Origin of the sequence: Variovorax sp. 350MFTsu5.1 (assembly GCF_048302515.1) — a bacterium.
In the GTDB taxonomy this organism is placed as follows: Bacteria; Pseudomonadota; Gammaproteobacteria; order Burkholderiales; family Burkholderiaceae_C; genus Variovorax; species Variovorax guangxiensis.
In genome coordinates this window covers 107,062-121,680 of the sequence record NZ_CP157620.1, presented here as the reverse complement: position 1 = coordinate 121,680, position 14,619 = coordinate 107,062, and the positions used below count along the sequence as shown (strand labels likewise).

Sequence of the window (14,619 nt, the reverse complement as noted above, 5' to 3'; positions counted from 1 at the left end):
GAGCACTACATCCAACAAGAGGAGATAGAAGAATGTTCAACTGGACTGAACGGCCCGCGTCCGCGCTGGCCAACGGCGCGGTGATCGCGCCCGACGAGCGGCTGCCCTGGCTGCAGACCGGCGCGATGGGCGTGCAGCACGTCATCGCGATGTTCGGCGCCACGGTGCTGGCGCCGATCCTTATGGGCTTCAACCCCAACATCGCGATCCTGATGAGCGGCATCGGCACGCTCATCTTCTACTTCGTCACCGGCGGCAAGGTGCCCAGCTACCTGGGCTCGAGCTTCGCTTTCATCGGCGTGGTGATCGCCGCCAGCGGCTACGCGGGCAAGGGGCCCAACGCCAACATCGCGGTGGCGCTGGGGGGCATCGTGGCCTGCGGGGTGGTGTACATCCTGATCGGGGCCATCGTGCAGGCCATCGGCACGGGCTGGATCGAGCGCTTCATGCCGCCCGTGGTCACGGGCGCGGTGGTGGCGGTGATCGGGCTCAACCTGGCGGGCGTGCCCGTCAAGAACATGGCGGCAGGCAACTTCGACGCCTGGATGCAGGCCGTGACCTTCCTCTGCGTGGGCCTGGTGGCGGTGTTCACCCGCGGCATGCTGCAGCGCCTGCTGATCCTGGTGGGGCTCATTCTGGCGACGCTGGTCTACGCCGCGCTGACCAATGGCATGGGCATGGGCAAGCCGGTGGACCTGAGCGGCATCGCCAACGCGGCCTGGTTCGGCATGCCGACCTTCACCGCGCCGGTGTTCACGGCCAACGCGATGCTGCTGATCGCGCCCGTGGCGATCATCCTGGTGGCCGAGAACCTCGGCCACCTGAAAGCGGTGACGGCCATGACCGGCCGCAACCTCGACCCGTACATGGGCCGCGCCTTCATCGGCGACGGCATCGCCACCGTGGTGAGCGGCGCCGCAGGCGGCACCGGCGTGACCACCTATGCCGAGAACATCGGCGTGATGGCGGCCACGCGCATCTATTCCACCGCCGTGTTCGTGGTGGCCGCCGTCATCGCGCTGGTGCTGGGATTCAGCCCCAAGTTCGGAGCGCTGATCCAGGCCATTCCGCTGCCGGTGATGGGCGGCGTGAGCATCGTGGTGTTCGGCCTGATCGCCATCGCGGGCGCCAAGATCTGGGTCGACAACAAGGTCGACTTCTCGCAGAACAGGAACCTGATCGTGGCGGCCATCACGCTGATCATCGGCACGGGCGACTTCACGCTGAAGTTCGGCGATTTCGCCCTGGGCGGCATCGGCTGCGCGACCTTCGGCGCGATCATTCTTTACGCGCTGCTGGGCCGCTCCAGGAATTGAACTGCGAGCGAGCCCTTCCAGGGATACCGTGGAACCGGCTTTGCCGGGCCACCGGTATCGCCCCCTGCAAGGGGGTTGGCGAAGCGACACGAAGTGCCGCGAAGCCTGGGGGTTAGCTTGGTAACCTCATGAAAGAAGTGTTTGCCGGAGGGCCTGAGGCGGGGGCCCTTCACCGGCCTTTGGCCCGCGCCCGTTAGACTCCAACGCTTTTCGCACCGACGTTTTCCCAATGGCCGATGTCTCCGCCGCGCGCACCAAGGCGGTTTTCGAATTCAAGAGCGCCACGCTGCCGCTGATCGCAGTGATCCTCAAGACGTCCGACCTGGACGTGCTGGCCGAGGCGCTCGACGCCCAGCTGGCGGATTCGCCCGACTTCTTCGAGCAGGAGCCGGTGGTGATCGACCTCTCGCTGCTGCAGGAGTCGCAGGATGACGGCGACATCGACTTCGCCGCCCTGCGCGGCCTGCTGGCACGCCACCAGACGCAGCCCATCGCGGTGCGCGGCGGCAACGACACCCAGCACGCCGCAGCGCGCGCGGCCGGCCTCTCGGTGGCGGCCATGCCCGCGGCCCCGGCGCCCCGCGCCCCGGCCCCGCCGGCCGAGCCCCCGGCCTCCGAGGCCCCGCAGATCGTGCGCGAGGTGCCGGTGCCAACCAACGGCACGCTGCTGATCGACAAGCCGCTGCGCTCGGGCCAGCAGGTCTACGCCCGCGGCGGCGACGTGGTGGTGACTGCCATCGTGAGTTTCGGCGCGGAAGTCATCGCCGACGGCAACGTGCACGTGTACGCGCCGCTGCGCGGCAAGGCCATTGCCGGCGCGCGCGGCAACACCGAGGCGCGGATCTTCTCGACCTGCATGGAGGCCCAGCTGGTAGCCGTGGCCGGCATCTACCGGACCAACGAGGTGCCGCTGCCCGACACGGTGCTGGGCAAGCCGGCCCAGGTGCGCCTGGACGGCAAGAAGATTTCCATCGACCCTATTCCCTGACCGGGCGAACCCGATCACGGAATGCGGCGACCCTGACAAGCAACAACTGAATCGAAACAAGAAGGAATGGCCATGGCCAAAATTGTGGTGGTGACTTCGGGCAAGGGCGGCGTCGGCAAGACGACGACGAGCGCCAGCTTCGCGTCGGGCCTCGCGCTCGCGGGCAAGAAGACGGCGGTGATCGACTTCGACGTGGGCCTGCGCAACCTCGACCTGATCATGGGCTGCGAACGCCGAGTGGTGTACGACCTGATCAACGTCATCCAGGGCGAGGCCAACCTGAGCCAGGCGCTCATCAAGGACAAGCAGTGCGACAACCTGTTCGTGCTGGCCGCCTCGCAGACGCGCGACAAGGAAGCGCTCACGCAGGAAGGCGTCGAGAAGGTGCTGGCCGACCTCGCCGCAATGGACTTCGAATACATCGTCTGCGACTCGCCCGCGGGCATCGAGACCGGCGCCATGATGGCCATGCACTTCGCCGACGAGGCGCTGGTGGTGACCAACCCCGAGGTGTCCTCGGTGCGCGACTCCGACCGCATCCTGGGCATGCTCAGCAGCAAGACCAAGCGCGCCAAGGAAGGCGGCGAGCCCATCAAGGAGCACCTGCTGATCACCCGCTACAACCCCAACCGGGTGGCGGGCGGCCAGATGCTCTCGCTGGAGGACATTCAGGACATCCTGCGCATCAAGCTGATCGGCGTGATCCCCGAGTCGGAGAGCGTGCTGCACGCCTCCAACCAGGGCGTGCCGGCGATCCACGACAAGGAAACCGACGTGGCCCAGGCCTACACCGACGTGGTGGCCCGCTTCCTCGGCGAGGACCGGCCGATGCGCTTCGTCGAGGCGGAGAAGCCGGGCTTCTTCAAGCGAATCTTCGGGAGCAAGTAGCCCATGTCCTTCCTCTCGTTCCTGCTGGGCGAAAAGAAGAAGACTGCCAGCGTCGCGAAAGAGCGGCTGCAGATCATCCTCGCCCACGAGCGCTCGAGCCTCAGCGGCAAGAAGCGGCCCGACTACCTGCCCGAACTCCAGCGCGAGCTGGTGGCGGTGATTTCCAAGTACGTGTCGATCAACGCGGACGACATCAAGGTCAACCTGGAGACCCAGGACAACCTCGAAGTGCTCGACATCAAGATCGAGCTGCCCGACCCGGCTCCGACGCCGGCGCGCTGAGCGCGAAGGACCTGAAGCGCAGCGCCGGGCCCGCGTTCAGCGCTGCGCCACGAAGCGCGCCACCTGCGTCAGCACCTCGGCTTCCTTGAGGATGCGGCGATGTCCCCATCCCTGCGTGGCGACGAGCTGCGCACCGCGGATCGCATCGCGATACGCCTGCGCGTCGGCGAAGCGGTTCACGCGGTCGTCGCGGTCATGAACGATCAGCGTGGGCTGCGCGATGCGCGGGCCCACCGCCGCCGGTTCGAGCTGCGGCATCAGCACGCCCTCGCGCGATTCGAAGCGCCGCTGCATCGCGAGGCGCGTGGCTTCGCTCAGCCCGAAGGTGTGGGCGAAGTAACGCGTGTATTCGCGCGGCGAAGCGGGCGGAGCGAGCAGCACGAGGCGCTCGGCCGGTAGCCCGCGTGCGGCAGCCAGGGCCAGCCCGTTGGCGCCCAGCGAATGCGCGACGGCGGCGCGCAGTGCATGGCCATCGGCCGCCAGCCGGGCCGCGACGTAGGCGATGGCGCGCGCGAACTGCGGCGAATTGCTCATCGTGCCGGCGCTGCGGCCATGGGCCGGCAGCTCGAGCAGCACGGGCCGCAGCCCTGCGGCGGCCACGGCCTGCGCGAGCGGCAGCATCTGGCCCGCATGGCCGCCCCAGCCATGCACAAGCAGCACCACCGGTGCCGACTCGGCGCCCGAGTCCTGCGCGGCGAGGTGGTAGATGCCGACGCTGGCCTCTTCGAAGGACCAGTCCTCGCGCCGCCATTCGGCACCGGGGCCCTGCCCGCGATAGAGCCACTTGGGCGGCAGCGGCGTGCCGAAGACGCGGTAGGCGGCGCGCACCGCCAGCGCCGGCCAGAAGCGCTGCGAGGTGGTGAGGCCGAAGCGCAGCGCGCGCATCGTGCGGCTGGGCCGGTAGTAGTTGGACTGCGCGGCGTGGCCGGCTGCCGGAGGGGAAGTGCTTGTCATGGGTCGGTGGTCCTTCCGGGCTTCAGTACCAGACCCAGTCGCGGTTGCTGCGCGGCAGGCTGCGCAGGGTGTCGCGAAGGCCCTTGATGCCAAGGACGGCCGCGTAGGCGGCTAGAAAGAGGGCAATGATCAGCATGGTGCTTCTCCTGTTTATCGCACGGCTGTGCGAAATTTTGGCAAATCGAACGCAGGGAATCCGCCTGGTTCTTGAAGGGGCCTCGCTCAGGCGAGGTAGCTGGAAAGAAGCCGCTGCCAGGTCTGGGTGGCGCGGTCGGCGGCCTGCGGGTCGCGCAGGAAGCGCGCGTCGTGCAGCTGGGTCATGGTCACGCCGTTGAGCTCGCTCACGAGCTGCGCCGGATCGGTGTCTGCCTTGAGCTCGCCCGTCTCGATGGCCTGCAGCACGGTGCGGCGCAGCGCGGCGCGCCAGCGGGTGATTTCGCCGAGCAGCACGTCGCGCAGCTCGCCCTCGCGGTCGTCGAACTCGAAGGCGCCGGCCATGTAGAGGCAGCCGGTGTGCATCTCGACATCGCGCGTGCGGGCGATCCAGCGCGACACGATATCGTTGAGCCGGGCCAGGCCCTTGGGCTTCTGCATGGCGGGCACGAACACATCGGCCAGGAAGCCGCGGCCGTACTCCTCGATGACGGCCTTCTGCAGCGCCTCGCGCGAACCCACGCGCGAGAACACGCCGCTCTTGGACAGGCCCAGCCTGCTGGCCACCGCCTGCAGCGTGATCGCTTCCAGGCCTTCTGCCAGCGCGAGGTTCATTGCCGCGCCGACGATGGCGGCGCGGGTGAGTTCGCTTTTCTGGGTCTTGGCGTCCATGCGGCGAACTTTAGCACAGCCGTGCGAAATCACAAGTGCCCGGAGATAGGCCGCTGCTGGAGCGCCTTAAAGATGTTTTGCTCATGTGAAACCAACAAACGCATCGTTCCCCGAATAAGCGCTTCTGCCGAGAATCGCCGGTCGGCCCCAGCCCGGGGCTTCGATGACTCCTCCGCGCCAGATGAACTTCCAACAACTGCGCTCGGTACGCGAGGCCGTTCGTTGCGGCTTCAACCTGACCGAAGTCGCCCACACACTACACACCTCCCAGCCCGGCGTGAGCCGGCAGATCCGCGAGCTCGAGGAAGAGCTCGGCATAGAACTCTTCGTGCGCGCCGGCAAGCGGCTCACGGGGCTCACCGAACCTGGCGGGCACGTGCTGCCGATCATCGAGCGCATGCTGATGGAGAGCAGCAACCTCAAGCACGCGGGCCAGGAGTTCGTCGCGCAGCAAAGCGGCCTGCTCTCGGTGGCGGCCACGCACTCGCAGGCGCGCTACGCGATGCCGGTGGCCGTGCAGGAATTCCGCGCGCATTTCCCGAACGTGAAGCTGCACCTGCACCAGGGCTCGCCCAAGCAGATCGCGCAGATGCTGCTGGACGGCGAGGCCGACGTGGGCATCGCCACAGAGGCGCTGGGCGACTATCCGCAGCTGGTCGCCCTGCCCTGCTACCGCTGGACGCACTCGGTAATAGTGCCGCCGGGGCATCCGCTGCTCGACGCGCCGCTCACGCTGGAGGCGCTCGCGCGCTATCCGCTCATCACCTACGACACGGGCTTCACCGGCCGCTCGCGCATCGACGAGGCCTTCGAGCAGCGCGGACTGCAGCCCAACATCGTGCTGGCCGCGATGGACGCCGACGTGATCAAGACCTACGTGCAGCTGGGCCTGGGCATCGGCATCGTGGCCGGCGTGGCCTACGAGGCCGAGCGCGACACGCAGCTGCGCGCGATCGACGCAGGGCGGCTCTTCGGCATCAACCTCACCAAGCTGGCCGTGCGGCGCGGCACTTACCTGCGCAAATATGTCTACGCTTTCATCGAATCTTTCGCGCCCACGCTGACACGCGCGGTCGTCGAAGGGGCTCTGGGAGACCAGGAGAAGGCCTCCCACTACGAAATCTAGGCTTTGTCCAGAAGCTGGAAGCGGTTGTGTACCGGGGACGACAGAATGGTTAAAAAAGAAGTCTGAAGCTTCACGCAGGCGGCGTACATTCGGGTTAATTCCTTGGCTTCCTGGAAATGGATCAGCAATGGCATCGTCGACCTCGCAGCAGCAGCAACAGCAAACAAAGGCCTCCCGGAGGGCGGCCGATGCAGCGGAGCGGCGAGAACGCCTGAGACGGAACCTGCCCGCCACGGTTGAACTGCTGCAGAGCCGACAGGCCGACCGCATCGACGACGCCGACATCGACGCGTACGTGAGCCTCAACTGGCTCGAGTGGCACGGCGGTGGCCTGCGCCTGACCATCACGGGGCGCAACGTCTGCGCCCAGTCAATACCCGCGGCATTGGCCTGAGGGCCTTCCTTCTCCGCGCAAACGAAAAAAGCCGCCGCGGTTGCTTGCGGCGGCCTTGCGACACGTGCCGGTTCCGCTTACTGGCCGGCGATGATGTTCGCGATCACGCCCGTGGCGATGGCCGCGAGCACGAAGTCGCCGCCCACGCCCACCCACTGATAGCCGCGGGGCGGCTGCTGCAGCCTGTAGGCGCGCCAGTCCTGCACCACGTAGTTGCGGCCACGGTACTCCGGCGGCACGCGGCCGCCACGACGCCATTCCGTATGCGGCTGCGGGAAGCCGCGGCGGTCGAACTGGCGGCCATCCCGGAAGTCCTGGTTGCCGCGGTAGTGGTCGCCGTGCGGGCCGCGCCGATCGAAATTGCGGTCGCGCTGCTCATAGCGGCCATCGCCGGGACGGCCGTTGTTGTCGAAGCGCCGATCCTGCGCAAAGGCACTCCCTGCGGCCATGCACATCGCGAGTGCCGCGGCGCCCATGGCCATGATCTTCGAGTTGGTCTTCATCCGGAACTCCTTCATGCGTTGATGACGAGTTCATTGTGTGCCGCGCGTGTGTCCGATTCGGCCGCTTCAGGTCGCGGTCAGGTGAAATCAGGTAAGCGCTGGTATCCGCGCGGCGCCTTGTCCTTCATGTGACTGGCACGTAGCGGTTGACCACCATGCCGCTCTCGTAGGCCGTCGAGCCCAGCAGCCGCAGCTTGTGGCCCTTGTGGGGATCGTGGAACACCGAGCGCCCCGCGCCCACGGCCGTGGGGTTCACGAAGAACTGGAACTCGTCGACCAGCCCCGCCGCCACGAGCGCCGACGCGAAGCCCACGCCACCGATGGTGATGATGTCCTTGCCCTGTTCGCGCTTCAGCGCGTTCACTTCTTCCGCCATGCCGCCCCTTGCGATGACGGTGCGCTCCCACCGCGAAGACTCGAGCTTGTCGGTGAGCACGACCTTGCGCGCCTCGACGATCTTCTGCGCGAAGGCGTAGTGCGGATCCGCGGGGAATCTCTTCGCGGCACGGCCCCAGTGATCGAGGTAGCCCTCCTGCACGATGAGCCGGCTCAGCAGGATGGTGTCGATGCCTTCGAAGACGGCGTTGAAGTCGCGCTTCAGCCTGTCGTCCCAACCCCAGCGATCGCCCCAGCCCCAGAGTTGCCAGTCGAGGCTGCCATCGGCCGGCGACACATAGCCGTCGACCGACATCTGCATTTGCAGGATGAGCTTTCTGGTCATGCGCGTTCTCCTTCGGGCAGTATGGCCTTCGCCCATTGCTCCAGCGTGGTGGACGACGTGTTGCGTGGCGAACGGGCTTCCAGAGCCCATCCTTCCTGTTCGTTGAAGCTGCGTGCGGTTTCGAGCACCGCTTCGGCAAAGCTCGGCGACATGCCGGCGCCGAGCATGCTCGCCAGTGCGTCCTGGTGAGGCACCTGCACGTACTGCACCTTGGGCTTGCCGATGGCTGCGCCGAGGATGGCGGTGGCTTGCGCCATCGTGTAGTCGCCACCGCCGTGCAGTTCGTGCACGCGCGTGAGGGTGGCGGTTTCGTCGGTCAGCAGCCGCACCGCGCGATCGCCGACGTCTGCGGCGGAGACCATCGGCATCGGAAGGTCGCCGCGAAACAGCGTGCCGAAGAAGCCGGTGCCAGCCTGCGATGCGAAGTCGAGGCCCTTTCGGAAGTTCTCCATGAAGAAGCCGGCGCGCAGATGGACCAGTTCGGGAATGTGCAGCTCGTCGAGGCCCTGCTCCAGCAGCGCGGCGCCCAGCGAACTGCCCTTGCGCAGATGCGCGCTGAGGCCACTCAGCAGCACCACGCGGCGCACCGAGGCTTCCTTCACCGCCCGCGCCAGGTTGGCGCCGATCTCGCGCTCGCGGGCATGCAGGTCCGCCGCCTGCAGGTCGAACGGGACCATGAGAAACGCGCCGTCCACGCCGGCGAACACCTGCCTCAGCGCAGCGGCGTCATCCAGCGAAACGCCCGCGCTGCGCGAGACCGGCCGTACATGATGACCCGCGGCCTGCAGGCCCCGGACTACTGCTTTTCCCACGTCGCTCGTCGCTCCGACCACCGCGTACGTGCTTGTCTTTCGAGTCGTTGGCATCTTGTCTCTCCATTCGGTTGGGGCTGGAATAACTGCTTGTCAAATGCAAGCAGTTGCAGTATTCGGTGAATGATGCAAAAATGCAAGCAGTTTTTGAAAGAGATCGGAAAGACCATGGCCTCCAGCGAAAAGTCGGCATGCCCGATCAACCTCGCGCTCGAAGTCTTCGGCGACCGGTGGAGCCTGCTGATCGTTCGCGACATGATGTTCGCGGGCAAGCGGCACTTCCGCGAGTTCCTGCAGTCGGAAGAAGGCATCTCCTCCAACATCCTCGCGGAGCGGCTGAACAAGCTGGTCGAGTACGGCGTGCTCTCGAAGGCCGACGATCCCAGCCACAAGCAGAAAGCCGTCTACAGCCTCACGCCGACGGGCATCGACCTGCTGCCGGTGGTCACGCAGATCGGCATCTGGGGCCGCAAGTACCGGCCGGTGACCGAGGAAAGTGCAGCGCCTTCCGTGGCCCTCGAAAAGGGCGGCGCCGCCCTGCAGAAGAAGATGCAGGCCGAGTTGCGCAAGACGCACCTCGACTCGCACTAGAGCCAGAACGCGGCGGCCAACGGGCCGGCACTCAGCCCTGGCTGGTGGAGCGAAGACTCAGCCGCCGACCGTGTTGTGGGCCTGGTGCACGCGCGAGCCGCTGCCGCGCCTCGCATCGCGGTCCACCGGCGGCAGGTCGAGTTCGATCAACGCGCCGTGCGCCTTCGCCAGGTCGAAGCTGCCCGTGGACTGCGGCCTGTCGGTGTGCAGCACGAGCGCATAGGGACCTTCGCCGCGCGCCGCGAGGCGCTGGCCGAGCCTGCCCCCGCCGCCGCCGTTCTCTCTCGGCGAGGAGAGCACCAGCACGCTGCGTCCCAGCGCGATGACGGCCATGCGCACGTTGCTGCCGGGCACGGCCACGGGTTCGCCGACGTGAGTGTCGGCATCGGCGGCGATGCTGCTGCCGAGCAGGGCGCGGTAGCGCGCCAGCGTGGCATCGAGGTCGACGACCGCCACCGCCAGGCTCGCAACGCCCAGGGCGCCGTTGGCGTGCACTCGCACCTCGCCTTCAGGCACTCGCAAGGCGCGCGGCGTGAGATCGCCGCACAGGAAAGGCAGGTCGGCAGAAAGCGGGCGCGCGGTCTGCCAGCGCAGGCGTTCGCCGTCGGGCCGCACGCGGCCGCCGTCGAGCGGACCTTCGAGCACGAGCCCCCGCCCCTTCGCATCGTCCACGGTGGCGGCGGTGTCGCGCGGCAGCAATGCGAAGTCGACGATGCCTTCGCCGTGCTTGTGCAGCAGCTGCCACCAGCGCTCGCCGGGCGAAGGCTCGCGCCACGCGATCAGCTCGAGGTAGCTGCCGTCGCCGAACACCACCAGCGCGTTGTGCGTGGCGCGGCCCGGATGCTCGCCGCCGCGCAGCACGTGGAATCCGAGCGCGCCGTAGTCGGCGATGGTGCGTTCGAGGTCGTGGACCGCGACGACGATGTGGTCGAGCCTGAGTGCCATGAATGCGTTCTCCGTGGATTTCCGGGTTCAGGATGCGGTGCGCGCCGCGCCGCCGCCGCCGAGGTAGGCGTCGCGGATGCGCGTGTCGGCCAGCAGCTCGCGCGCCGGACCCGACAGCACGATGCGCCCGGTCTGCAGCACGTAGCCGTGGTGCGCGATCTGCAGCGCGAGGCTCGCGTTCTGCTCGACCATGAACACCGACACGCCCTGCGCGTTGATGCGCGCGATGAGCTCCAGCACCTTGTCGACGTACAGCGGCGACAGGCCCATGGTCGGCTCGTCCATGCAGATGAGCTGCGGCCGGCCCATGAGCGCGCGCGCCATCGCCACCATCTGCTGCTCGCCGCCCGAGAGCGTGCCGGCCTGGAACTCGATGCGCTCGGCCACGCGCGGGAACAGCTCCAGCATGCGCTCCAGGTCCTGCGCCACGGCCTTGCGGTCGCTGCGCGCATAGGCGCCCATCAGCAGGTTCTCGCGCACCGTCATCGCGGGGAACAGGCGGCGCGCCTCGGGCACCGAGCCTATGCCCTTGCGCACGATCTGCGGCGTGCTCAGGCCCAGCGTCGATTCGCCGTTGAAGAGCACCTCGCCCGAGCGCGGCTTGAGCAGGCCCAGCACGATCTTCATCGTGGTCGACTTGCCGCTCGCGTTGCCGCCGAGCAGGCTGACGATCCGGCCCTTGCGCACTTCGATGTCGAGATCGAAGTGCGCCTGCACGGGGCCGTAGAAGCTGTTGATCTTGCGCAGCTGGAGCAGCGCTTGCTCCTGCTGCGGCTCATGGAAGGCAGGTGCCGCGCTGCGTTCGGGCTGCCCCTCATCTCGACCCTCTCCCCAGAGGGGCGAGGGAGCGAGGCCTGTGCGGGCGACGGTGGCGATCATGCGGGCACCGCCTCTTCTTCATTCGGTGTTTCCACCGAGCCCACATGGCGATGGCCGAGATACGCCTCGATCACCGCCGGATCGTTGCGCACCTCGTCCGGCAGCCCTTCGGCGATCTTGCGGCCATCGTCGAGCACAGCCACGCGGTCAGACAGCTGCATCACCAGGTCGAGCTTGTGCTCGATCAGCAGGATGGCCTGGCCGCGCGCCCTCAGGCCGCGGATGATCTCCAGCATCTCGGCCGTCTCGCTCTCGTTCATGCCGGCGGTGGGCTCGTCCAGCAGCAGCAGGCGCGGCTTCAGCGCGAGCGCGCGTGCGATCTCCACGCGGCGGCGGTTGGCGTAGGAGAGGCTGTAGGCCGGGTGGTCGATGCGCGGGGCAAGGCGCTGGCCGAAGAGCGCGATGATCTCGCGCGCTTCCTCGCGCAGCGCATCTTCCTCGCGGCGCACCGCGCCGGGCTGCGCCAGCGCGAGCGCCAGCTCGGCGATGGCGCCCAACCCGGGCACACCGCCCAGGCGCGGTTTCACGGCGCGCAGCCGCGTGTGCGCGCCGACCAGCACGTTGTCGAGCACAGTCAGATTCGCGAACACGCGCCCATGCTGGAAGGTGCGCGCGAGCCCGCGTTGCGCGAGCTGCTGCGCAGGCAGGCCGGTGATGTCGTTCCCGTCGAACAGCACCAGCCCTTCGTCGGGCCGGTCGAGGCCGGTGACGAGGTTGAACAGCGTGGTCTTGCCCGCGCCGTTCGGCCCGATCACGCTCAGCAGCTCGCCCTCGCCCACGTGCAGGTCGACCGCGTTGACGGCCGTGAGCCCGCCGAAGCGGCGCACGAGGCTGCGTATCTCAAGCAGCGACGGCATCGACCGTTTTCTCCCCCGCCCTAGCCTTCGAGTCGACGTGCTTCACCTCGGCACGGATGGTCTGCGGATTGCGCAGCAGATTGAGGATGGGGCAGTTGCGCTCCACCGCCTCGAAAAGCGCATCGATCTCCTCGCGGCTCGCGGGCGAGTCGATGTGCACCGTGTAGCCGATCTCGTGCGGCCAGATGGGCGTCTTCTCGTGGCCCGGCTTGCCGCCGCGCGGATCGATGATGCCCGTCACCTCCACCTCGAGGCTCTCGAGCGGAACCTGCCGCTCGGCCGCCTGGATCAGGAAGATGTGCGTGACGCAGGTGCCCAGCACGCCCAGCTGCAGCTCGGGCGAGCTGGGCCCGAGTTCGTAGCCGGCGAAGTCCGGCGGGCTGTCGCTGATGACCTGATGTTCGCGGATGCGCAGCCGGCGCACGCCGCTGCGGCCCTCGGCTTTCACGCTTGCTTTGAGTTGCACGGGCCGCGCTGTGCCGGCTTCGATGGCGGCATTGCGCGCCAGCACGGCGGCGCGCTTCTCGGCGAGGTAGTCGTTGAGGTGGCTCATGGTGGTGTGTTCCTTCAGACAGTGCCCAGCAAACCCTGCGGGCGGAATCGGATCAGGAGAAGCAGTGCGACGCCGTAGATCAGCATCCGGTACTCCGCCGTCACGCGGAACAGCTCCGGCAGGCTCACGAGCGCCACCGCGCCCAGCAGCGCGCCGCTGATGTTCCCGAGCCCGCCGAGGATGACCATCGTCAGCGCCAGGATCGAGATCTGCGAGCCGAAGGTCTCGTGGTTGATGTACGAGTACATGTGCGCGGTGAAGGCGCCGCTCACGCCGGCTGCGAAGCCGCCGAAGCCGAAGGCCAGCGCCTTGTAGCGGTCGGGGCTCACGCCATAGGCGCGCGCGGCCACCTCGTCCTCGCGCACCGCGCGGAAGGTGCGGCCCAGGTGCGAGCGCAGAAGGCGCCACTGCAGCAGCGCGAGCAGCACCATCGCGCCGAACGAAGCCCAGTAGAGCGCCTCGTTCGACGAGGCATCGCGCCCGAAGAGCGACAGCGGCGGAATGCCCGACACGCCGATGGGCCCGTGCGTGAGGCTTTCCCAGTTGAGGATGGTGAGCGCCACGATCTCGCCGATGCCCAGCGTGGCGATCGACACGTAGTGGCCGCGCAGCCTGAAGGCCGGGAAGATCAGCGCCGTGCCGATCAGCGAAGTGAGAAGGCCCGCGAGCACGATGCCCGTTCCCACCGGCAGGCGCAGGTCGAGCACCAGCAGCGACGATGCATAGGCGCCGATGGCCAGCAGCCCCGCATGGCCCAGCGAGATCTGCCCGATGGTGCCGGCCACCAGCGTGAGGCTCAGCGCGAGCGCGCCGTAGAGCCACGCGTTGGTGAGCGTCTGCAGCAGGTACGGAGACGGGTCGAACAGTGGCAGCGCCACCGCCGCTGCGAACAGCGCGAGCAGCAGGCTGCGCGGCACGTGCCAAGGTTTGCTCGGCGCGATGAAGGTGCCTGTGAGCGGCTCGGGCGGCAACGCGCGCTTGCGTCCGAACAGCCCGTTGGGCTTCCACAGCAGGATCACAAGCAGCAGCGCGAAGGCGAAGAGATTGCGGTACGGCGTACCGAGGATCGCCACGCCGTAGCTCTCGATCAGCCCCAGCAGCAAACTGCCCGCGATGGCGCCGGGCACGTTGCCCACGCCGCCGACCACGGTAGCCACCACGCCCTTGAGCGTGGCCTGGAAGCTCATCGCCGGGCTGATGTTGTTGTAGTACATGCCCACCAGCAGGCCCGAGAGCCCACCCAGCGCGGCGGCGATGGCGAACACGGTCTGGTTCACGCGATCCACGTCCACGCCCATCTGCTGCGCCGCGTCGCGATCTTGCGCGGTGGCGCGCACGGCCCAGCCGAGTTTCGTGAAACGCAGGAAGCCGAACAGCACGGCCGCGCTCGCGAGGCCGATGCCGGCAATGAGGATGTCGAGCGCGCCGATGGTGCCGGTGCCGATCTGCAGGCGCCAGTCGGGCAGCTGCGTGGGCAGCGAGCGCGGGTCGGGGCTGAACACCAGCTGCACCAGGATGTCGAGCACGAAGCTGATGCCGATGGTGGCCAGCAGCGGCGCGATGCGCGCCGAGCCCTGCAGCGGCCGCAGGCCCACGCGCTCGATCAGCATGCCGAGCGCGCCCGAGCCGATCACCACCAGCGCGATGGTCACGGGCAGCGGCGCGTGCAGGTACGTGATCGACGCCCAGCCGATGTACGCGCCCACGGTGTACACCGAGCCGTGCGCGAAGTTGATGAGATGCGAGACGCCGAAGATCAGCGCGAGCCCCACCGCCAGCAGCGCATAGATGTTGCCGATGATCAGGCCGTTGACGGTGTAGTCGAAGAATGAGGTGAAGCTCATGGCATGCCGGCTTTGCCCCCTCTCCCGCGTGCGGGAGAGGGTTGGGGTGAGGGTGCAGCGGCCGATGCGAGGGACTGCTGTTTTGCGAAGGCCCCTGCCCTCACCCTGGCCCTCTCCCGCAAGCGGGAGAGGGAACGACGC

The 14,619-nt window shown here is 67.8% G+C and carries 17 protein-coding genes; 7 read left to right on the top strand and 10 right to left on the bottom strand.

Translation table 11 applies throughout. The features are described 5' to 3' along the window. Nucleotides 1–32: 32 nt before the first annotated feature. The 4 genes from ABL843_RS00475 to minE all read left to right on the top strand — a co-directional run bounded on the left by ABL843_RS00475 (nt 33) and on the right by minE (nt 3,474). A complete protein-coding gene (locus tag ABL843_RS00475) occupies nt 33–1,316 on the top strand; it encodes a solute carrier family 23 protein (RefSeq protein WP_418118622.1) in 1,284 nt (427 codons plus the stop codon). Nucleotides 1,317–1,545: 229 nt separating this feature from the next. Further along, nucleotides 1,546–2,304 carry a septum site-determining protein MinC gene (gene minC, locus ABL843_RS00470; RefSeq protein ID WP_418118621.1) on the top strand — a complete coding sequence of 253 codons (759 nt, stop codon included), beginning with the start codon at nt 1,546–1,548 and terminating at the stop codon, nt 2,302–2,304. Between the two features lie 72 nt (nt 2,305–2,376). After that, nucleotides 2,377–3,192, top strand: a complete 816-nt coding sequence (gene minD, locus ABL843_RS00465; protein ID WP_126020677.1) for a septum site-determining protein MinD — start codon at nt 2,377–2,379, stop codon at nt 3,190–3,192. Between the two features lie 3 nt (nt 3,193–3,195). Continuing rightward, the gene (minE, locus tag ABL843_RS00460; RefSeq protein WP_019653579.1) at nt 3,196–3,474 is read left to right on the top strand and encodes a cell division topological specificity factor MinE; all 279 of its coding nucleotides are present in this window, start codon (nt 3,196–3,198) and stop codon (nt 3,472–3,474) included. Nucleotides 3,475–3,510: 36 nt separating this feature from the next. Here minE and ABL843_RS00455 read toward each other — a convergent pair whose 3' ends face one another. After that, a complete protein-coding gene (locus ABL843_RS00455) occupies nt 3,511–4,428 on the bottom strand; it encodes an alpha/beta fold hydrolase (protein ID WP_126020679.1) in 918 nt (305 codons plus the stop codon). 222 nt (nt 4,429–4,650) lie between these two features. Then, nucleotides 4,651–5,253 (bottom strand): TetR/AcrR family transcriptional regulator, encoded by a 603-nt coding sequence (locus ABL843_RS00450; RefSeq protein WP_126020681.1) that lies wholly within the window; start codon nt 5,251–5,253, stop codon nt 4,651–4,653. 181 nt (nt 5,254–5,434) lie between these two features. Between ABL843_RS00450 and ABL843_RS00445 the strand changes: the two genes are divergently transcribed. After that, nucleotides 5,435–6,379: a CysB family HTH-type transcriptional regulator gene (locus ABL843_RS00445; RefSeq protein WP_418118620.1), complete on the top strand. Its 945-nt coding sequence runs from the start codon at nt 5,435–5,437 to the stop codon at nt 6,377–6,379. A gap of 127 nt (nt 6,380–6,506) precedes the next feature. Next, on the top strand, nt 6,507–6,773 hold the full coding sequence (locus tag ABL843_RS00440; protein ID WP_184639026.1) for a hypothetical protein: 267 nt from the start codon (nt 6,507–6,509) through the stop codon (nt 6,771–6,773). A 77-nt stretch (nt 6,774–6,850) separates the two neighbouring features. On the opposite strand, the gene ABL843_RS00435 is transcribed toward ABL843_RS00440, so the two are convergent. From ABL843_RS00435 to ABL843_RS00425, 3 genes are all read right to left on the bottom strand, one after another. After that, entirely contained in the window at nt 6,851–7,276 is a 426-nt protein-coding gene (locus ABL843_RS00435; RefSeq protein ID WP_418118619.1) for an RcnB family protein, read from the bottom strand. 124 nt (nt 7,277–7,400) lie between these two features. Continuing rightward, nucleotides 7,401–7,997, bottom strand: a complete 597-nt coding sequence (locus tag ABL843_RS00430) for a dihydrofolate reductase family protein (RefSeq protein WP_418118618.1) — start codon at nt 7,995–7,997, stop codon at nt 7,401–7,403. Then, on the bottom strand, nt 7,994–8,863 hold the full coding sequence (locus tag ABL843_RS00425) for an NmrA family NAD(P)-binding protein (protein WP_418118617.1): 870 nt from the start codon (nt 8,861–8,863) through the stop codon (nt 7,994–7,996). The genes ABL843_RS00430 and ABL843_RS00425 overlap by 4 nt, the downstream gene beginning before the upstream one ends. Nucleotides 8,864–8,977: 114 nt before the next feature. Between ABL843_RS00425 and ABL843_RS00420 the strand changes: the two genes are divergently transcribed. Next, nucleotides 8,978–9,400 (top strand): winged helix-turn-helix transcriptional regulator, encoded by a 423-nt coding sequence (locus tag ABL843_RS00420; RefSeq protein ID WP_126020691.1) that lies wholly within the window; start codon nt 8,978–8,980, stop codon nt 9,398–9,400. A gap of 57 nt (nt 9,401–9,457) precedes the next feature. Here ABL843_RS00420 and ABL843_RS00415 read toward each other — a convergent pair whose 3' ends face one another. Genes ABL843_RS00415 through ABL843_RS00395 form a run of 5 tightly spaced genes read right to left on the bottom strand, consistent with a single transcriptional unit; the run spans nt 9,458 to nt 14,478 of the window. Then, nucleotides 9,458–10,345 carry a VOC family protein gene (locus ABL843_RS00415; protein ID WP_418118616.1) on the bottom strand — a complete coding sequence of 296 codons (888 nt, stop codon included), beginning with the start codon at nt 10,343–10,345 and terminating at the stop codon, nt 9,458–9,460. 27 nt (nt 10,346–10,372) lie between these two features. After that, entirely contained in the window at nt 10,373–11,224 is an 852-nt protein-coding gene (locus ABL843_RS00410; RefSeq protein ID WP_418118615.1) for an ABC transporter ATP-binding protein, read from the bottom strand. Next, nucleotides 11,221–12,081 carry an ABC transporter ATP-binding protein gene (locus ABL843_RS00405; protein ID WP_418118614.1) on the bottom strand — a complete coding sequence of 287 codons (861 nt, stop codon included), beginning with the start codon at nt 12,079–12,081 and terminating at the stop codon, nt 11,221–11,223. Before ABL843_RS00405 ends, ABL843_RS00410 begins: the two co-directional genes overlap by 4 nt. Continuing rightward, complete coding sequence (locus ABL843_RS00400; protein WP_418118613.1) at nt 12,065–12,634, bottom strand: OsmC family protein; 570 nt, start codon at nt 12,632–12,634, stop codon at nt 12,065–12,067. Before ABL843_RS00400 ends, ABL843_RS00405 begins: the two co-directional genes overlap by 17 nt. Before the next feature lie 14 nt (nt 12,635–12,648). After that, the gene (locus tag ABL843_RS00395; RefSeq protein WP_418118612.1) at nt 12,649–14,478 is read right to left on the bottom strand and encodes an ABC transporter permease; all 1,830 of its coding nucleotides are present in this window, start codon (nt 14,476–14,478) and stop codon (nt 12,649–12,651) included. Between the last annotated feature and the right edge of the window lie 141 nt (nt 14,479–14,619).